16 protein-coding genes are annotated in these 17,744 nt (G+C 66.1%); 10 read left to right on the forward strand and 6 right to left on the reverse strand.

Annotated features, from left to right (window positions below):
* Positions 1 to 19 precede the first annotated feature (19 nt).
* A complete protein-coding gene (locus ABIE58_RS03400) occupies positions 20 to 1,552 on the reverse strand; it encodes an acyl-CoA carboxylase subunit beta (protein WP_354543277.1) in 1,533 nt (510 codons plus the stop codon).
* 222 nt (positions 1,553 to 1,774) lie between these two features.
* On the opposite strand from ABIE58_RS03400, the gene ABIE58_RS03405 reads away from it, so the two are divergent.
* Complete coding sequence (locus ABIE58_RS03405) at positions 1,775 to 3,001, forward strand: multidrug effflux MFS transporter (RefSeq protein WP_354543278.1); 1,227 nt, start codon at positions 1,775 to 1,777, stop codon at positions 2,999 to 3,001.
* A 66-nt stretch (positions 3,002 to 3,067) separates the two neighbouring features.
* On the opposite strand, the gene ABIE58_RS03410 is transcribed toward ABIE58_RS03405, so the two are convergent.
* Positions 3,068 to 3,535 (reverse strand): arsenate-mycothiol transferase ArsC, encoded by a 468-nt coding sequence (locus tag ABIE58_RS03410; RefSeq protein ID WP_354543279.1) that lies wholly within the window; start codon positions 3,533 to 3,535, stop codon positions 3,068 to 3,070.
* Positions 3,536 to 3,540: 5 nt separating this feature from the next.
* A complete protein-coding gene (locus tag ABIE58_RS03415) occupies positions 3,541 to 4,020 on the reverse strand; it encodes a UPF0262 family protein (protein ID WP_354543280.1) in 480 nt (159 codons plus the stop codon).
* A 270-nt stretch (positions 4,021 to 4,290) separates the two neighbouring features.
* Here ABIE58_RS03415 and ABIE58_RS03420 point away from each other — a divergent pair, with 270 nt between their 5' ends.
* From ABIE58_RS03420 to ABIE58_RS03435, 4 genes are read left to right on the forward strand one after another with little or no spacing between them, the layout of a single operon-like run.
* Positions 4,291 to 4,950, forward strand: a complete 660-nt coding sequence (locus ABIE58_RS03420) for an ABC transporter ATP-binding protein (RefSeq protein ID WP_354543281.1) — start codon at positions 4,291 to 4,293, stop codon at positions 4,948 to 4,950.
* Positions 4,928 to 6,565, forward strand: a complete 1,638-nt coding sequence (locus ABIE58_RS03425) for a KpsE/RkpR family capsule polysaccharide export protein (RefSeq protein ID WP_354543282.1) — start codon at positions 4,928 to 4,930, stop codon at positions 6,563 to 6,565. The genes ABIE58_RS03420 and ABIE58_RS03425 overlap by 23 nt, the downstream gene beginning before the upstream one ends.
* 1 nt (position 6,566) lies before the next feature.
* A complete protein-coding gene (gene kdsA, locus ABIE58_RS03430) occupies positions 6,567 to 7,400 on the forward strand; it encodes a 3-deoxy-8-phosphooctulonate synthase (RefSeq protein ID WP_354543283.1) in 834 nt (277 codons plus the stop codon).
* Positions 7,401 to 7,417: 17 nt separating this feature from the next.
* Positions 7,418 to 8,914, forward strand: a complete 1,497-nt coding sequence (locus ABIE58_RS03435; RefSeq protein ID WP_354543284.1) for a phosphomannomutase/phosphoglucomutase — start codon at positions 7,418 to 7,420, stop codon at positions 8,912 to 8,914.
* Positions 8,915 to 9,190: 276 nt separating this feature from the next.
* Here the strand turns inward: ABIE58_RS03435 and ABIE58_RS03440 are convergent, their stop codons facing one another.
* From ABIE58_RS03440 to ABIE58_RS03450, 3 genes are all read right to left on the reverse strand, one after another.
* Positions 9,191 to 10,465, reverse strand: a complete 1,275-nt coding sequence (locus ABIE58_RS03440) for a bifunctional folylpolyglutamate synthase/dihydrofolate synthase (protein WP_354543285.1) — start codon at positions 10,463 to 10,465, stop codon at positions 9,191 to 9,193.
* Entirely contained in the window at positions 10,462 to 11,388 is a 927-nt protein-coding gene (gene accD / locus ABIE58_RS03445) for an acetyl-CoA carboxylase, carboxyltransferase subunit beta (RefSeq protein WP_354543286.1), read from the reverse strand. Before accD ends, ABIE58_RS03440 begins: the two co-directional genes overlap by 4 nt.
* A 61-nt stretch (positions 11,389 to 11,449) precedes the next feature.
* Positions 11,450 to 12,337: a CPBP family intramembrane glutamic endopeptidase gene (locus ABIE58_RS03450; protein WP_354543287.1), complete on the reverse strand. Its 888-nt coding sequence runs from the start codon at positions 12,335 to 12,337 to the stop codon at positions 11,450 to 11,452.
* 97 nt (positions 12,338 to 12,434) lie between these two features.
* Between ABIE58_RS03450 and ilvD the strand changes: the two genes are divergently transcribed.
* From ilvD to ABIE58_RS03475, 5 genes are all read left to right on the forward strand, one after another.
* Positions 12,435 to 14,192 carry a dihydroxy-acid dehydratase gene (gene ilvD, locus ABIE58_RS03455; RefSeq protein ID WP_354543288.1) on the forward strand — a complete coding sequence of 586 codons (1,758 nt, stop codon included), beginning with the start codon at positions 12,435 to 12,437 and terminating at the stop codon, positions 14,190 to 14,192.
* Positions 14,173 to 14,859 carry a hypothetical protein gene (locus ABIE58_RS03460; protein ID WP_354543289.1) on the forward strand — a complete coding sequence of 229 codons (687 nt, stop codon included), beginning with the start codon at positions 14,173 to 14,175 and terminating at the stop codon, positions 14,857 to 14,859. The genes ilvD and ABIE58_RS03460 overlap by 20 nt, the downstream gene beginning before the upstream one ends.
* 87 nt (positions 14,860 to 14,946) lie before the next feature.
* Positions 14,947 to 15,705, forward strand: a complete 759-nt coding sequence (locus ABIE58_RS03465) for a DUF6478 family protein (RefSeq protein WP_354543290.1) — start codon at positions 14,947 to 14,949, stop codon at positions 15,703 to 15,705.
* Between the two features lie 15 nt (positions 15,706 to 15,720).
* Positions 15,721 to 16,110, forward strand: a complete 390-nt coding sequence (locus ABIE58_RS03470) for a hypothetical protein (RefSeq protein WP_354543291.1) — start codon at positions 15,721 to 15,723, stop codon at positions 16,108 to 16,110.
* A gap of 218 nt (positions 16,111 to 16,328) precedes the next feature.
* Positions 16,329 to 17,696: an oligosaccharide flippase family protein gene (locus tag ABIE58_RS03475; protein WP_354543293.1), complete on the forward strand. Its 1,368-nt coding sequence runs from the start codon at positions 16,329 to 16,331 to the stop codon at positions 17,694 to 17,696.
* The last annotated feature ends 48 nt before the right edge of the window (positions 17,697 to 17,744 follow it).

The following is a 17,744-nucleotide window of genomic DNA, read 5'->3' on the forward strand; positions in this document are numbered from 1 at the left end:
GCAGAGCCCCCTGCCCCCCTCACAGCGGGATATTGTCGTGTTTCTTCCAGGGCCGCACGGTCTTCTTGTTGCGCAGGGACGCGAACGCCCGGCTCACCCGCGCCCGCGTCGAACGCGGCTGGATCACCTCGTCGATGAAGCCGCGCTCGGCGGCGACGAACGGGTTGGCAAAGCGCGCCTCGTAGCTTGCGGTATGCGCGGCGATCTTGTCGGGGTCTTTCAGGTCGGCGCGATAGATGATCTCGGTCGCGCCCTTCGCGCCCATTACCGCGATCTCGGCGGTGGGCCAGGCATAGTTGAAATCGGCGCGCAGATGCTTGGACGCCATCACGTCATAGGCCCCCCCATAGGCCTTGCGGGTGATCACCGTGACCTTGGGCACCGTCGCCTCGCCATAGGCGAACAGGAGCTTCGCGCCATGCTTGATGACGCCGCCATATTCCTGCCCCGTGCCGGGCAGGAAGCCGGGCACATCCACCAGCGTCAGGATCGGGATTTCGAACGCATCGCAGAACCGCACGAAGCGCGCCGCCTTGCGCGAGCTGTCGATATCGAGACATCCTGCCAGCACCATCGGCTGATTGGCCACCACGCCCACGGTCTGCCCCTCCAGCCGGATGAAGCCGGTGATCATGTTCTTGGCGAAGTCTTCCTGAATCTCGTAGAAATCCGCCTCGTCGGCGATCTTGAGGATCAATTCCTTCATGTCATAGGGCATGTTGGGATTGGCCGGGATCAGCGTATCGAGGCTGGCCTCCACCCGGCCCGGCGCATCGAAAAACGGGCGCACGGGCGGCTTCTCGCGGTTGTTGAGCGGCAGCAAATCCACCAGCCGCCGCACCTCCGCCAGCGCCTCGACATCGTTCTCGAAGGCCGCATCGGCCACGCTCGACTTGCGGGTATGCGTGCCCGCCCCACCCAGTTCTTCGGCGGTCACCACCTCATTGGTCACCGTCTTGACCACGTCGGGGCCGGTCACGAACATGTAGGACGTATCGCGCACCATGAAGATGAAATCGGTCATCGCCGGCGAATAGACCGCACCGCCCGCGCAAGGCCCCATGATGACGCTGATCTGCGGGATCACGCCCGAGGCCTCGATATTGCGCTGGAATACCTCGCCATAGCCCGCAAGGCTGTCGACGCCCTCCTGGATGCGCGCGCCGCCCGAATCGTTGATGCCGATCACCGGCGCGCCGTTCTGCATCGCCATATCCATGATCTTGCAGATCTTCTGCGCGTGGGTGGCGCTGACCGAGCCGCCCAGAACGGTGAAATCCTGGCTGAACACATAGACTTGCCGCCCGTTGATAGTGCCCCAGCCGGTCACCACCCCATCGCCATAGGGGCGGTTCTCCTCCATGCCGAAATCGGTGCAGCGATGCGCCACGAACATGTCGAATTCCTCGAAACTGCCCTCGTCGAGCAAAAGCTCGATGCGCTCGCGCGCGGTAAGCTTGCCGCGTGCGTGCTGCGCCTCGATCCGCGCCTGCCCGCCGCCAAGCCGCGCATCACCACGCCGATTTTCGAGTTCCTGAAGAATGTCTTTCATGGCGCTCCCCTTTGTCTGCGCGATCCGTCCCGGCACGTCCGGGCCTCCCTCGCCGTCCTTGGCGGGCACCATACGCAGTCAGGGGCGCGAAACCAAACGGAATCCCGCAAATTTGCAACTTCTTGCGAACGATTTCGTGAATATCTGCAAAGCTGCAAATAAACCCCAGCTTTGCGTCTGGTGCAAATGGACATCCCCACCTGCAACGCCTAGCCTTCACCCATGCAATCCAAAGTCAAGGTCCGGTTTCTGGACCGCTCCACCCCGCCCCATATCGCAACGCTGATCCTGATGGCAGGATTGTCGGCGCTGGCGATGAATATTTTCTTGCCCTCGCTGCCGGGGATGGTGGCGTATTTCGATACCGAATATCGACTCATCCAGCTTTCCGTCGCGCTCTATCTCGCGGTGAACGCCGCGCTGCAACTGCTGATGGGGCCGATCTCGGATCGCTGGGGGCGGCGGCCCGTGGTGCTCTGGGGGCTGGGGCTGTTCCTGGTTGCCACGCTGGGCTGCCTGATGGCGCCCAATGTCTTGGTGTTTCTGACCTTTCGCATGGTGCAGGCCAGCATCGTCGTGGCGATGGTGCTGAGCCGCGCCATCGTGCGCGACATGGTGCCCCAGGATCGCGCCGCCTCGATGATCGGCTATGTGACGATGGGCATGGCGGTGGTGCCGATGATCGGCCCGGCCATCGGCGGGGTGCTGGATGAGGTGTTCGGCTGGCAGGCCAATTTCTGGGCGCTGCTGCTCTTGGGCGCGGCGCTCATGTGGCTGTGCTGGCGCGATCTGGGCGAGACCGCGCCGCTCTCGGGGCGCACGCTTGTGCAGCAATTCCGCGACTACCCGGCGCTGCTCACCTCTTACCGGTTCTGGGGCTATGCGTCGGCGGCGGGGCTCAGTTCGGGGGCGTTCTTTGCCTACCTGGGCGGCGCGCCCTTCGTGGGCGATCAGATTTTCGGGCTGTCGCCTGCGGCGCTCGGCCTGCTGTTTGGCGCGCCCGCGATCGGCTATTTCCTCGGCAATTTCGCCTCGGGGCGCTTTTCCACGCGCATCGGAGTCAACCGGATGGTGCTTTGGGGGGCGATGTTCAACGCGGGCGGCATCGGGCTCAACCTCACGCTTTTCTACGCGGGCCTTGGCACCCCGCTCACGTTTTTCGGGCTGATGACCTTCATGGGGCTGGGCAATGGCATGGTGATCCCCAACGCCACCGCCGGGGCGCTGTCGATCCGGCCCGATCTTGCAGGTACGGCAAGCGGCCTCTCCGGCGCGTTGATGATCGGGCTGGGCGCGGCGCTCTCGGCGCTGGCGGGGCTGTTGCTCACCCCCGAACGCGGAGCGTTCCCGCTTTTGTGGCTGATGTTCGCGACCGGGCTGGCGGGGGTGATCACCATCCGCCTCGTCATGCGCCGCGAGCGGCGGCTGGGGTTGATGCTGGATAGCTGACAAGGGCGGGCTGGCAGGCCTCAGGGCCGGGCGTGAAGGACATTGGCCCCGTGTCCCGTCGCGCGCTCAGGCGGTCCCCTCCTCGACGGGCGGGCCCCATCGCGCGATCAGGTGGCCGATGATCTGGTCGCGGGTCTGGCGATAGGCGTCGAGCCGCGCCTCGCGGGTCTGGGCAAGGCCGCTCGGGTCCATGATCGGCCAGTAGACCACATCGAGGTGATAGAACCGCGTCAGATCGAGCGCGCGGCGCTGGCTTGCCGGGCTGAGCGCGACAATCAGATCGAAGGAGGACAGATCGTCGCCCCATTCCGCCATTTCGTCAAAGCTGCGCACACGGTGGCGTTCCAGCTCCACCCCGATCTCGCGGCAGACGGTGATGGCGAAACCGTCGATATCCATCTCGCTCTTGACGCCCGCGGATTGCACATAGGTCTCGGTGCCATAGAATTTCTTCATGATGCCCTCGGCCATCGGCGAGCGCACGGCGTTGTGATCGCAGCAAAACAGCACCGATTGCGGCAGGCGAGCGGGCATCCGGCTCAGCCCCCGTGATGCAGCACACAGATGAGCGTGAAGAGGCGGCGCGCAGTGTCGCTATCCACCTCTGCCTTGCCCTCCAGCCGCTCGGCGAGCACCCTTGCGCCCTCGTTGTGAATGCCGCGCCGGGCCATGTCGATGGTCTCGATCTGGCTTGGCGGCATGTTCCTGACCGCATCGAAATAGCTTTCGCAAATGGCCCAGTAATCCTTGACCACCTGCCGGAACGGCGACAGCGACAGGTGAAATTCCGCCGCCGGTTGATCGGCCTCGGTGCGGATGTCGAAGACCAGCCGCTTGTCGCGGATCGCAAGGCCCACCCGGTAGGGGCCATCGGGCACCGCGCGGCCCTCGCGCGCGGGCAGCACAAAGGAATTCTCCTCGATCAGGTCATACATCGCGACCTTGCGTTCCTGCTCGATCTCGGGCGTGGGCGGCGGCAGGTTGGCGTCGTCGAGGTCGATATGGCAAATCCGGCTCATGGCGTGTTCCCGTTCGGGTCTGTCTATGGCGTGCCTAGCCCAGCGGCGCGCGGCGGGCAATCATCGGCGCGGTTTGACGCACCGAATGCCACCGCGCCGTCACCTGCGTGCCACGCCTGCCCCGCGATGGCCGCAAATCTTGTGGCAAACGGCATATTGTTGCCCAGTTCGAATGGCATATTGTCCCTAGATCGGGAATAATAACCGGACCCGCGCCCACCCTGACGATCAGGAGGGACGCCATGCGCGGGCGATCAACGAGGCGCAGCAATGCTCGAGTTCGAAAACGTCTCCAAGTCCTTCTGGACGGGAACACAGCACAAGGTGATCCTCGAGGATGTGTCGTTTCGCGTCGATCTCGGGCGCAGCCTCGGTATTCTCGCCCCCAACGGCACCGGCAAGACGACGCTCATCAACATGATGGCGGGCCTGGAAAAGCCCGACGAGGGCGTGATCCGGCGCGGCTGTCGCATCTCGTTTCCGCTGGGCTTCATGGGCGGCGTGGTCTCGCGCCTCTCGGCCAAGGAAAACGCCCGCTACATCGCCCAGCTTTACGGGATCGACCCCGATTACGTCGAGGCCTATTGCCGCTGGCTTTGTGGTCTGGGCGAATATTTCGACCAGCCGCTTGGCACCTATTCCTCGGGGATGCGCGCGCGGTTCAGCTTTGCGTTGATGTTGGCGCTGGATTTCGACATGTATCTGATCGACGAGGGGATGCCCGGCTCGACGGATGTGGAATTCAACCGCAAGGCCGGCGAGATATTGCAGGAACGGCTGCGCACCACCACCATCATCATCGTGTCTCACGATCCCAAGACGCTTGAAAAATTCGCCAGTTCCGCCGCCGTTCTGATGGGTGGCAAACTTTACATGTATGACACCTTGGAAGAGGCAAGAGAGCTTTATGACTACGAAACCCAAGGTTAGCAAATTCCGCATCCGCCGCAGCGCGCCTGCCGCCGCCAGCGCCGCCACCGGCACAGGCGCAGCCTATGGCAATGCCGCCGAGGCGCATCCCGAGACGGTGCAAGCCTCGGTGCCCGAGGCCGCGCAGCGCCCCGAGCCGCTCCGCGAGGGCCAGATCGACCAGACCCGCGCCGAGGCGCCGGGCACCAGCATCGACGACATCCGCCGCGAGGGGCTTTCGGGGCGCGAATTGCGCATGGCGCGGCGCGTGGCGCAGAAACACGGGCTTGCCCCCACTTCTGATTTCGACGCGGTGCGGCTCTTGCGCGCACGCGGCATCGACCCGTTCCAGCGCACCACCATGCTCGAGCTGGTGGCGGGCAAGGGCGCCGAGGACAAGGCTGCGGGCGCGGGCCGCGTGAACCTGCCCCAGACCGTGCCCGCGCCCGGCCATAACCTGCCCGCGACCGAGAAAAGCCCGGCAGAGCGCCGCGCCGCCGAGATCACCGGCATCCAGCGCGACATCAGCAGACGGCGGCGACGCAAACTCTTGCTGCTGTTCTCGCGGCTCGCGGCCTTCGTGATCCTGCCCACCTTTCTCGCGGGCTATTATTTCGCGGCTATGGCAACGCCGATGTATGCGTCCAAATCGGCCTTTCTGATCCTTTCGGCCGATGGTGGCGGCGGCGGCAAGGGTGGGCTTGGCGGGCTGTTGCCCAGCCAGTTCGCCACCGGGCAGGACGCGATCGCGACGCAGGAATACCTCGAATCAAAGGATGCGATGCTGCGCCTTGATCGAGAAATGGACTATCGCGCGCATTTCGCCGATCCCGCGATCGACCCGATTCAGCGGCTTGACCCCGAGGCCAGCAATGAAGCGGTCTACAAGCTCTACAAGGACCATGTGAAGATCGGCTATGACCCGACCGAGGGCGTCATGCGCATGGAGGTGATCGCCGCCGATCCCGAAACCAGCCTGCGCTTCAACGAGCAGCTTATCGCCTATGCCGAGGAGCGCGTGGACGAGCTCAGCCGCGACAAGCGCAACGACGCCGTCAAGGTCGCCGCCGAAAGCCTCGAGAAGGCTAAGGCCGATCGACGCGCGGCGCAAGAGCGGCTGGTGGAGTTGCAAGAGAACAGCATCCTCGACCCCGAGGGCGAGATCGCCGGTATCCGCAGCCTCATCAACACCGTTGAATTGCAGCTTCAGGAGAAAGAGCTAGCGCTCAGCATCCAGCTCAACAACCCGCGCCCCAACAGCGCCAAGGTCGCGGCCCTGCGCAGCGAGATCGAGGTTCTGCGCGCCGAACTCAAAAGCCAGAAGAACCGCCTGACCGAGGCGACCGGCGGTGGAAGCTCGCTCGCCTCCAAGACCGCCGCGATCCAGATGGCGCAGGCCGATCTGGCCACCGCCGACATGGTGATGCAATCCGCGCTGGAAACCATGCGCATGTCGCAGGTCGAGGCCAACAAGCAGGTGCGCTACCTCACCGTAAGTGCCCGCCCCGTGGCCCCGCAAGAGGCCGCCTATCCCAAGGTGTTCGAGAACACCGTTCTGGCCTTCCTGATCTTTTCTGGTATCTACCTGATGATCTCGCTCACAGCGTCCATCCTTCGCGAACAGGTGTCGTCCTAATATGCAACATGTCGATCTCAACAGCCTGACCCTCGGCAATGACCGGGCGCTCACCCTCATCGCCGGGCCATGCCAGCTCGAATCCGCCGATCACGCCCAGATGATCGCGGGCACCCTGCAAGAGGCGTGCCGCGCGGCGGGTGCCGGGCTGATCTTCAAGGGCTCGTTCGACAAGGCCAACCGCACCTCGCTTGCGGGCAAGCGCGGGCTCGGGATCGACGAAGGCCTGAAGGTGCTGCAATCGGTCAAGGACGCGCTTGGCTTGCCGGTGCTGACCGATATTCACACCGCCGATCAATGCGCGCCGGTGGCCGAGGTGGCCGACGTGCTGCAAATCCCCGCCTTCCTGTGTCGCCAGACCGACCTTTTGATCGCGGCGGGCGAGACGGGGGCGGCGATCAACGTCAAGAAGGGCCAGTTTCTGGCACCCTGGGACATGCCCAATGTCATCTCCAAGATCGAATCGACCGGCAACCGCCGCATCCTCTTGACCGAGCGCGGCACCTCGTTCGGCTATAACACGCTGGTGGCCGACATGCGCTCGCTGCCGCAGATGGCCGCCACGGGATATCCGGTGGTGATGGATGCCACCCATTCGGTGCAGCAACCCGGCGGCAAGGGCGGATCGTCGGGCGGCCAGCGCGAATTCGCCCCGGTGATGGCGCGTGCCGCCGTGGCGCTTGGCGTGGCCGCCGTGTTCATCGAGACGCATGAAGACCCCGACAACGCGCCCTCGGACGGGCCCAACATGATCCCGCTGCCGCAGATGGCGGCGCTGATTTCAACGCTGATGGAGTTTGACAGGCTGGCTAAGGCCCACCCCATTACCCTCTGATTAAAAACGAGTTTTTCATGACCAAACCCTTGCCGACCGTCACCCCCAACACCTGGGAGTTCCTGCGCGATGCGATGATCGCACCGACCGGTTTTCGTGAATACGACGCGCGCTGGAAATATCCCGACGCGATCAACCTGCCAGGGATCACCGCGCTTGGCCTTGGCCTTGGCACGCAGATCCGCGCGCGCGGCATCGCGCCGGTGATCGCGGTCGGCAACGATTATCGCGACTATTCGCTGTCGATCAAGAACGCGCTCATCCTCGGGCTGATGCAGGCGGGGATCACGGTCAAGGATATCGGTCCCGCGCTGTCGCCGATGGCCTATTTCGCGCAGTTCCACCTCGATGTGCCCGCCGTGGCGATGGTGACGGCCTCGCACAACCCCAATGGCTGGACCGGCGTCAAGATGGGGTTCGAGCGGCCCCTCACGCATGGCCCCGACGAGATGGCCGAGTTGCGCGATATCGTGCTGGAGGGGCGCGGGCAGGCGCATCCGGGCGGGGCCTATGAATTCGTGCCCGGTGTGCGCGAGGCCTATCTTGATGATCTGGTGGGCGATTTCCGCATGACGCGCAAGCTGCGCGTGGTCTGCGCCACCGGCAACGGCACGGCGTCGGCCTTTGCGCCGGAGCTGTTCGAGCGCATCGGCGTGGAGGTGATCCCCTCGCATAACCGGCTTGATTACACCTTCCCCCACTACAACCCCAACCCAGAAGCCATGGAAATGCTGCACGACATGGCCGCAACGGTGCGTGCCACGGGTGCCGATTTCGCGCTTGGCTTTGACGGCGACGGCGACCGCTGCGGTGTGGTCGATGACGAGGGCGAAGAGATTTTCGCCGACAAGGTGGGCGTCATCATGGCGCGGGATCTGTCGAAGCTCTACCCCGGCGCGACCTTTGTCGCGGATGTGAAATCGACCGGGCTTTTCGCCTCTGATCCCGAGTTGCAGAAAAACGGCGTCAAGGCCGATTACTGGAAAACCGGGCACTCCCACATGAAACGCCGCGTGAAGGAATTGGGCGCGCTGGCGGGGTTCGAGAAATCGGGGCATTACTTCCTCGCAGCGCCCATCGGGCGCGGCTATGATTGCGGGCTGCGCGTGGCGGTAGAGCTTTGCAAGCTGATGGATCGCAACCCCGATATGTCGATGTCCGACCTGCGCCGCGCGCTGCCGGTGACCTGGGCCACCCCCACCATGTCGCCCTACTGCGCCGATACCGAGAAATATCAGGTGCTGGAGCGGATCGTGGCGCGGATGGTGGCGAAGAAGGACGCAGGTGAGCGGCTTGCGGGCCAGACCATCAAGGAAGTGGTCACGGTGAACGGCGCGCGCGTGATCCTCGACAACGGGTCGTGGGGTTTGGTGCGGGCGTCGTCGAACACGCCGAATCTGGTGGTGGTCTGCGAAAGCAGCGAGAGCGAGGCCGAGATGCGCGCCATCTTCGCCGATATCGACGCGGTGATCCGCACCGAGCCGAGCGTGGGCGATTACGATCAGACGATCTGAGAAAGGGGCGGCAAGGGGGGATTGGCCTGAAGGGGACGTTCGCTGAAGCCGCGCATCGACGGGCCGCGGTGCGGCGATCCAACGTCAGTTTGGGTGCACTTTATCTCGCCAAATCCGAAAAACCTCAGAGCATTGCGCAGGTTGCAGCCAAATCGCCGTGCCGGGGGGCGGCCCGGCGATGCGCGGCGGCGTGCAAGCACGCCTCGATTCCGCGCGGGGGATAAACCCTCAACGTCCCCTTCAGGCCAAACGTAGCCTCCTGCGCCCCGCCCCCGCTCAGCCGTTCTCGCGCAGAATCCCCCCCGCGAGATAGAGCGAGCCGCAGATGAGGATGCGCGCGCGCGGGTCATCCGCCGCGATGCGCTGCACCGCGTCGAGCGCGCTGCCTGCCGTCTCGGCGCGCAGCCCCGCGCCGCGCGCCGCCTCTGCCGTCACCTCGGCGGGCAGGGTGTTGGCCTCGCCGGGGATCGACAGCGCGATCAGCCGCTCGGCCTGCGCCGCAAAGGGGCGGAGATAGCCGCCGATATCCTTGGTGTTCAGCATCCCACAAATCAGATGCGTCGGCCGCTCTGGAAGATGCGCCAGATGCCGCCCCAGCGCCTGCCCGGCAGCAGGGTTATGCCCGCCATCGAGCCAGATCTCGGCCTCGGGCGCGGCCTCGACCAGCGGGCCACGCCGAAGGTGCTGCATCCGCGCGGGCCAGTGCGCGCGCGTCACCGCCGACTCACACGCCGCATCGCCTGCCCCGAGATGACGCAACGCCGCCAGCGCAGCCCCGGCATTGTCGATCTGATGCGCGCCGGGCAGGTTTGGCAGCGGCAGATCGCACAGCCCCGCCTCGTCCTGATAAATCAGCCGCCCGCGCTCCTCCCAGACATGCCAGTGCTGACCATGCGCAAGGATCGGCGCGCCAAGCCGCGCGGCCTGCGCCTCGATCACCGCCATCGCCTCTTCGGCCTGCGGGCCGATCACACAGGGCACGCCGCGCTTGATGATCCCGGCCTTTTCACCCGCGATTTTCGCCAGCGTGTCGCCCAGATATTGCTCGTGGTCGATGGAGACCGGCGTAATCACCGTCAGCGCCGGGCGCGCCACCACGTTGGTGGCGTCAAGCCGCCCGCCAAGCCCTACCTCCAGCAGGGTATAATCGGCGCGCACCCGCGCCATGGCAAGGATCGCGGCGCAGGTGGTGATCTCGAAATAGGTGATCGGCGCGCCGCCATTGGCGGCCTCGCACTCATCGAGGATCGCGGCCAGGTGGTCCTCGGAAATGAGCGTGCCCGCCAGCCGTATCCGTTCGTGAAACCGCGCCAGATGGGGCGAGGTATAGGCGTGGCAGGTCTTGCCCGCGGCCTCCAGCCCGGCGCGGATCATGGCGAGCGTCGACCCCTTGCCATTGGTGCCCGCGATATGGATCACCGGCGGCAGGTCGTTCTGCGGGTTGCCCAGCGCGTCGAGCAGGTGCCAGACGCGATCAAGCGTGAGGTCGATGATCTTGGGGTGCAGCGCCATCATCCGCGACAGGATGAGGTCCGATCCGGGGGCGCTCATGCCTCGGGGGTATCCTTGGCCGGGGCCTCAACCGCCAGTGGCTCGGGCGCAGGCAGATCGCCCTTTACCGCCGGGGGCAGGCCCATCAGCATCCGGGTGATGGTGATCAGCTCGTCGCGCATCCTGGTGCGCGGCGTCACCCGGTCGAGCATCCCGTGCTCCAGCAGGTATTCGGCGCGCTGAAACCCCTCGGGCAGTTTCTCGCGGATGGTCTGCTCGATCACGCGCGGCCCGGCAAAGCAGATCAGCGCGCCGGGTTCCGCAATCTGCACATCGCCCAGCATCGCGTAAGAGGCGGTGACGCCGCCGGTGGTTGGATGGGTCAGCACCACGATATAGGGCAGGCCCGCCTCGCGCAGCATCTGCACCGCCACCGTCGTGCGCGGCATCTGCATGAGCGAGAGAATCCCCTCCTGCATCCGCGCGCCACCGGCGGCGGAAAAGAGGATCAGCGGGCGCTTGTGCTTTACCGCCGCCTCGGCCCCGGCGATGATCGCGTTGCCCACATACATGCCCATCGAGCCCGCCATGAACGAGAAATCCTGCGCGGCGGCCACGATGGGCGTGCGGCCCATCTCGCCGGTGGCGACAAGCATCGCCTCTTTCTCGCCGGTGGCCTTTTGCGCGGCGCGCAGCCGGTCGGGGTATTTCTTCTGGTCGCGGAATTGCAGCGGGTCGGGGGTGGGCGTGGGCACCTCTACCTCGGTGTAAAGCCCGCCATCAAAGAGCGCCGCAAAGCGCGCGCGCGGCGTGATCGCCATGTGGTGGCCGCAATTGGTGCAGACGTTCAGGTTGTCCGACAATTCGCGGTGAAACAGCATCGTGCCGCACTCGTCGCATTTCGTCCACAGGTTCTCGGGCATCTCCCGCCGCGAGAAGATCGAGTTGATGCGCGGGCGCACATAGTTGGTGATCCAGTTCATCGCGGGGTCGGTCCTGTCGCTGCTGTCGCCCCCACTTAAGCGGGCGCCGCGCGAAATGCAATCAGCCGCGCAAGGCCAGCCGGATCGCCAGCCACGCGCAAAGCAGCATCACGATATCGACCGGCAGGATCGCCGTCACCGCCCCCACATCGCCGAGCGCGAAGGGATAGACGTAAAGCGCCAGCCCGTCGAACTGCCCCTTGGGCGCGGCCACGAGGATGGCGCTGAAATTATTGACGAAATGCAGCGCCGTGGCGGGCCCCAGCGTGCCGAACCGTGCGGTGAGGTCCGCCGCCGCCAGTCCGAACCCGGCGGCCCAGAGCATCACCAGCCAGCCGCTTGCCCCATAGGTGGCGCTGTCGAAATGCAGCAGGCCAAAGCCGAGCGCAGGCAGGCCCATCCAGACCAGCGGCGAGGCAAAGCGCGCGGCAAGCTGGCTTTGCAGGTAGCCGCGAAAGGCCACCTCCTCGGCGAAGACCTGGCAAAACAGCCCAACCAGCGCCAGCGGCAACACCGAAAGCCATGTGCCAAGGCCAAGGCCGCGCACGGGCCGCAGCGCCTCGGGCATCGGCACCAGCGCGACGACCCCGTAAAGCACCACCAGCGCCAGCCCCGCCCGCGCGAATTGCCCCGCCGCCAGCGGCAGCGGCCCAACCAGGCTCAGGAGGCCGCGCCGGTGAACCACCCTGAGCGCCAGCGCCAGCGCAGCGACCAGCAGCGCGAAATTGAAGAGCGTAATCAGCACGCCCACAGGCGTCGTCGCCGCCGCGATCCCCGGCCTGATCCGCGCCCAGCCCTCGGCCCCGAAAAGGAGCGGCAACAGCCCCGACCACAGCACCCCCAGCATCACGAAGAGCGCCACCGTGAGCGCGATCCCCGCGCATAGCCGCCCGATCCCCGCCGAAGCGCGGGCCGGGGCGACAAGGATTTCATGGGCGGCGTATCGCATGGCGCGACCGTATCGGCGCGCGCCGATACGTGCAATCGGCTTGCCCCGCGCGGCGCGCTGGCCTAGACCGATTGCCAGCAAATTCCGGGAGGCCAAAATGACCAGGATCGACAAGTCCAGACTGCCCAGCCGTTACGTGACCGAGGGCCCCGCGCGCGCGCCGCATCGGTCCTATTACTACGCCATGGGCATGACCGAGACGGAGATTCACCAGCCTCTCGTCGGCGTCGCCACCTGCTGGAACGAGGCCGCGCCCTGCAATATCGCGCTGAGCCGTCAGGCGCAGGCCGTCAAGGGCGGCGTCAAGGAGGCCCACGGCACCCCGCGCGAGTTTACCACCATCACCGTCACCGACGGCATCGCGATGGGGCATGAGGGGATGCGCTCGTCGCTGGCAAGCCGCGAAGCGATTGCCGACTCGGTCGAGCTCACGATGCGCGGGCATTGCTATGACGCGCTGGTGGGGCTGGCGGGGTGCGACAAATCGCTGCCGGGGATGATGATGGCGATGGTGCGTCTCAACGTGCCGTCGGTGTTCATCTATGGCGGCTCGATCCTGCCGGGCCGCGCCCCGCAGATGGAGGAAATCCCCGAGGATTTCCGCTCGCGTGACCTGACCGTGCAGGACATGTTCGAGGCCGTGGGCCGCAACCAGAACGGCACGCTGTCGGATGCCGCGCTCGAGATGCTCGAACGCGTGGCCTGCCCCTCTGCCGGGGCCTGCGGCGGGCAGTTCACCGCCAACACGATGGCCTGTGTGAGCGAGGCAATCGGCCTTGCGCTGATGAATTCCAGCGGAATGCCCGCCCCTTACGAGAGCCGCGACCAATATGGCGAGGCCTCCGGTCAGGCGGTGATGCATCTGCTGGAGCAAAACATCCGCGCGCGCGATATCGTCACGCTCAAGAGCTTGCAAAACGCCGCGCGCGTGGTGGCCTGCACTGGTGGCTCCACCAATGCCGGGCTGCACCTTCCGGCGATTGCCCATGAGGCGGGGATTGATTTCTTCCTCGAGGATGTCTGCGATATTTTCCGCGACACGCCCTATTTCGTCGATCTCAAACCCGGCGGGGCCTATGTGGCCAAGGATCTTTACGATGCGGGCGGCATCCCCGTGGTGATGAAGGAATTGCGCAAAGCGGGCCTCATCCACGAGGACTGCATCACCGCCAGCGGCCGCGCCATCGGAGAGGAACTGGACCTGATCGCGCGCGAGGCCGATGGCCGCGTGATCTATCCCATCGACGCGCCGATCACCAAGACCGGCGGCGTGGTGGGCCTCAAGGGCAACCTCGCGCCCGAGGGGGCGATCGTAAAGGTCGCGGGCATCGCGCCCGAGCATCAGGTCTTCACCGGCCCCGCGCGCGTGTTCGAATGCGAGGAAGACGCGTTCGAGGCGGTCAAGGCGCGGGCCTACGAGGAGGGCGAGGTGATCGTCATCCGCAACGAAGGCCCCGCAGGGGGCCCCGGGATGCGCGAAATGCTGTCCACCACGGCGGCGCTCTCGGGGCAAGGCATGGGCAAGAAGGTGGCGCTCATCACCGATGGGCGTTTCTCGGGCGCGACGCGCGGTTTCTGCGTCGGCCACGTCGGCCCCGAGGCCGCGCATGGCGGGCCGATCGCGCTCTTGCAAACCGGCGACATGGTGACCATCGACGCGATCAAGGGCGAATTGTCGGTCGATCTAAGCGATGAAACGCTGGCCCTGCGCCGCGATGCGTGGCCCGGCCCGCGCAAGACGCTCTACACCGCCGGTGCGCTGTGGAAATATGCGCAGCTCGTGGGGCCTACCTACAAGGGTGCGGTCACCCATCCCGGCGCGCAGGCCGAAACCCATGTCTACATGGATATCTGAGCGCGGCGCGCGGCGCGGGGTCACCTGCGCCGCGCTTTTGCTTGCCCTGCCCGCCTGCCTCGCGCCTGTCACGCCGCAAGCGCCGCTGACCGAGGCCGCGCTTGGCAACGGGGCGGTGCGGCTGAGCGCGCCGCGCGGCTACTGCATCGACGCAGACAGCCAGCGCCGCCTGCCCGGTGGCGGCGCCTTTGTGCTGCTCGCGCCCTGCACGCACCTGACCGGCACGCCGGGCGTGTCTGCTGCCCCGGCGCTGATGACCGTCTCGGTCATGCCGCAGGCGGCGGGCGCCCCCGCGCCCGACGCCCGGAGCCTTGCCGCCGCCGTGGCCCCCGCGCCGGTGCGGGGCGAGGGGCAGGAGGCGGGGCTGGTTTATGCGCAGGTCATGCGGGGCGGCGAGGCGGTGCTGCCCGGCGGCGATCCGCGCCATTGGCGCGGCGCGCGCGTGGTGGCGGGCCAGCTTGCAAGCCTCGCGCTCTACGTGCCCCAAGGCAGCACCCTGACAGGCCGCGAGGGCCGCCTGTTGCTGGGCGATCTGGCGGCCGGGTTGTCGGCTGCGGCACCGGTCGGGGCCGCCCCGGCGAAACCGGCGGTCGCGACGGCACCGCCCCCCTCTGCGGCAACACCGCGTCGCGGGGTCTTCGCGCGATTGTTTCCTGTTTCGAATTAATGTTATGCACATACCTGTCATGGTAACGTTGCGGCATCCGCCTTGCGCGTCAGGATGTCGAAACGGGTTTTCAAAGGTGCGCCCCGCATGAAACTGCTTGATACGGTCCTGCATCGCCGCATGATGCGCCTCTGGCGCAGGACGGCGCGCACCGCCCCGGCGATGTCGCTCGCCGAATTGCGCCACATCCGCGCAAGCGGCGCGCGCCTGTCGCATTTCCTGCAAGAGGCGCTTGCCGTGGCCGATCATCACCTCGCGCTGCCGGTGGTCGGCTCGTCCTCGTTTCCGCGCCCCCACGGCACCGATTGGGCCTGGCGCCCCGAGGTCTGGCGCCTGCCGCTGCCCGCCCCCGGAATGGCCTCGGTAAAATCGAAATCCATGCTGGGGCGCGAGGTGACATTGTTTCACGATTGCGCCCATTCCGAGCTGTCGCTGCGGCAGGTGCGCAACACCCGCGAGGCCGATCTTGCGCCCTACGGGCTGCGGATGGATGTGTTTGCCTTCGACGGCTCGTTCCTGTCGCTGGTGATCGACCTGCCGCAAGAGGCCACCGAGGGCCTGAGCAAGCGCCATCTTGTGCGCCTCGACACCATCATCGAGATGGAAAAGCCGCTGGAAATCTTTGCCCGGCTCAATATCCGCCACGGCCCCAATACCGAGCAGATCGTCCGCGAATTGCCGCTCTCGAAGGTCGAGACCACGGTGGAATTCGACCTTGCCTATTCCAACCTCAACGAAAAACGGATCGAGCGCGCCTGGATCGACCTGATCTTTGAAAACCCGGCGATGAGCCAGGTGACGCTGCGCGATGTCACCTTCAGCCGCCGCCCCCGCGCGGCGCTCTAGCAAAGGACAGCGATCATGAGCGACTGGACATTGACCAAGACCCGCCTGTTCGAGGGCGTCTGGGAGGGCGTGCTGGTGCCGACAGAGCCGGGCACCGCCGCCCCCGAGATCGAGGTGACCCACCTGCAACAGCCGCTCGACGGGGTCGAGATCATCGCCCGCCCCGATAGCGGCGACCGGGTGCTGCGCGTGCCGGTGCCCGCCGACCGCATCGCCGACGGGGTGCAGACCTTCTTGATCCGCGACCGCAGCAGCGGCGAGGTTCTCGACAGTTTCGCGCTGGTGGCGGGCGATGCGCTGGCCTACGACCTGCGCGCCGAAATTGCGCTCTTGCGCGAGGAGCTGGACCTTCTGAAACGCGCCTTCCGGCGGCATTGCCTGGAGACGGCCTCTGGCGGGGGGTGACGCGGGGGTGATCCGGCCTGCCGCATCGCCCTGAAAACCACCCGGTTGCAATGAAATTGCCACGAAAGCGCCGCCATGATGCGACAGGTCACGCAGTAGCATGTTACTCAAGAGCAGGAACGGGTTTTGAGTTCCTCAAACATGCGGCATCAATGAGTTAGAGCGGGGCGCGTGACTGCGAATGAACGCGCCCCGCTCTGGCAGGCAAGCGAGGGACGATGCGCGCCGTCAGGGCAGTCTTTAGCGGTGAGGGGCTTGGCGCGCGGGCGCTGCGCTCCTCGGCGCTCACGGTGGCAAGTTTCGGGGCCACGCAGGTGCTGCGGCTTGCCTCCAATCTGGTGCTGGCATGGCTCCTTTTCCCCGAGGCCTTCGGCATCATGGCCATCGTCAACGTGGTCATCCAGGGGCTGATGCAGTTCTCGGACGTGGGCGTGAGCCCCGCCATCATGCAAAGCAGGCGCGGCGATGACCCGGCCTTTCTCGACACCGCGTGGAGCGTGCAGGCGCTGCGCGGGGTGGTGCTCTTTCTCACCGCCTGCGCGCTGGCATGGCCGCTGGCGCAGGTCTATGGCGAGCCGCTTCTGATGCAGCTTTTGCCCGTGGCGGGGCTGGCGCTGCTGATCTCGGGGCTGAACCCCACGGCGCTCGACACCGCCAAGCGGCACCTGCGCTGGGGTCGCCTGACGGGGATCGACTTCGCGGTGCAGATCGCGGGCCTGGCCCTTGGCATCGCGCTGGCCTGGGCGCTGCATTCGGTCTGGGCGCTGGTGCTGGCCAATCTCGCCAGCACGGCGCTGGCGCTGGTGCTCTATCGCGCCACCCTGCCCGACGCGCGCAACCGCCCCCGGATCGAGCGCGCGGCCCTGGCCGAGATCATCACCTTCGGCAAGTGGATCTTTCTCAGCACGGTCTGCGGCTTCCTGTTCAACCAGGCCGACAAGCTCATCCTCGGCAAGTATCTCGGGCTTGAGACGTTCGGCGTCTATAATATCGGCTTTTTCCTCGCGTCGTTCCCGATGCTGCTCGGTAACCTCTTTACATGGCGGCTTTTGATCCCCGTCTACCGCGAGCGCCCCCCCGGCGAGAGCGCCGCCAATTTCGCCAAGTTGCGAAAGATGCGCTTTGCCGTCTCGGGGGCGCTGCTGGCGCTCACAACCGTGTTCGCGCTTTCGGGCGTGTGGCTGGTGGGGCTGCTTTACGATGACCGCTACGCGATGGCGGGCGCCGTGGTGGTGGTGATGGCGCTGATGCAGATCCCGCAGATCGTGGCGATGACCTACGATCAGGCCTCGCTCGCGGCGGGCGATTCGCAGCGGTTTTTCGTGCTGACGCTCGCCAAGGCCACGGCGATGATCGGCGCGCTTCTGGCAGGGCTGCATTGGGGCGGGCTGCTGGGCGGGCTGCTGGGCTATGGCGCGGCGATGGTGCTGGCCTATCCGGTGGTGGTGTGGCTGGCGCGGCGGATGCGCGCCTGGGACCCGCTCCATGACGCGGTCATGACCGCGCTCGGCCTTGCGCTGGCGGCGCTCGCGGTCTGGCTCAACGGCGATGCGCTCGCCGGTCTGGCGGCGCTCTCGGGCTGGTAGCGCAGGCAAGGCGCGAGAATCGTCAGGCAATCGTCGAAATTAGGTCGC

The organism is Roseovarius sp. MBR-78, assembly GCF_040547535.1.
GTDB lineage: Bacteria > Pseudomonadota > Alphaproteobacteria > Rhodobacterales > Rhodobacteraceae > Roseovarius.

Bases quoted from the DNA above. Each gene is read 5' to 3' on its own strand.
- ABIE58_RS03400 (WP_354543277.1), bottom strand. From the start codon at position 1,552: ATGAAAGACATTCTTCAGGAACTCGAAAATCGGCGTGGTGATGCGCGG.
- ABIE58_RS03405 (WP_354543278.1), top strand. From the start codon at position 1,775: ATGCAATCCAAAGTCAAGGTCCGGTTTCTGGACCGCTCCACCCCGCCC.
- ABIE58_RS03410 (WP_354543279.1), bottom strand. From the start codon at position 3,535: ATGCCCGCTCGCCTGCCGCAATCGGTGCTGTTTTGCTGCGATCACAAC.
- ABIE58_RS03415 (WP_354543280.1), bottom strand. From the start codon at position 4,020: ATGAGCCGGATTTGCCATATCGACCTCGACGACGCCAACCTGCCGCCG.
- ABIE58_RS03420 (WP_354543281.1), top strand. From the start codon at position 4,291: ATGCTCGAGTTCGAAAACGTCTCCAAGTCCTTCTGGACGGGAACACAG.
- ABIE58_RS03425 (WP_354543282.1), top strand. From the start codon at position 4,928: ATGACTACGAAACCCAAGGTTAGCAAATTCCGCATCCGCCGCAGCGCG.
- kdsA (WP_354543283.1), top strand. From the start codon at position 6,567: ATGCAACATGTCGATCTCAACAGCCTGACCCTCGGCAATGACCGGGCG.
- ABIE58_RS03435 (WP_354543284.1), top strand. From the start codon at position 7,418: ATGACCAAACCCTTGCCGACCGTCACCCCCAACACCTGGGAGTTCCTG.
- ABIE58_RS03440 (WP_354543285.1), bottom strand. From the start codon at position 10,465: ATGAGCGCCCCCGGATCGGACCTCATCCTGTCGCGGATGATGGCGCTG.
- accD (WP_354543286.1), bottom strand. From the start codon at position 11,388: ATGAACTGGATCACCAACTATGTGCGCCCGCGCATCAACTCGATCTTC.
- ABIE58_RS03450 (WP_354543287.1), bottom strand. From the start codon at position 12,337: ATGCGATACGCCGCCCATGAAATCCTTGTCGCCCCGGCCCGCGCTTCG.
- ilvD (WP_354543288.1), top strand. From the start codon at position 12,435: ATGACCAGGATCGACAAGTCCAGACTGCCCAGCCGTTACGTGACCGAG.
- ABIE58_RS03460 (WP_354543289.1), top strand. From the start codon at position 14,173: ATGTCTACATGGATATCTGAGCGCGGCGCGCGGCGCGGGGTCACCTGC.
- ABIE58_RS03465 (WP_354543290.1), top strand. From the start codon at position 14,947: ATGAAACTGCTTGATACGGTCCTGCATCGCCGCATGATGCGCCTCTGG.
- ABIE58_RS03470 (WP_354543291.1), top strand. From the start codon at position 15,721: ATGAGCGACTGGACATTGACCAAGACCCGCCTGTTCGAGGGCGTCTGG.
- ABIE58_RS03475 (WP_354543293.1), top strand. From the start codon at position 16,329: ATGCGCGCCGTCAGGGCAGTCTTTAGCGGTGAGGGGCTTGGCGCGCGG.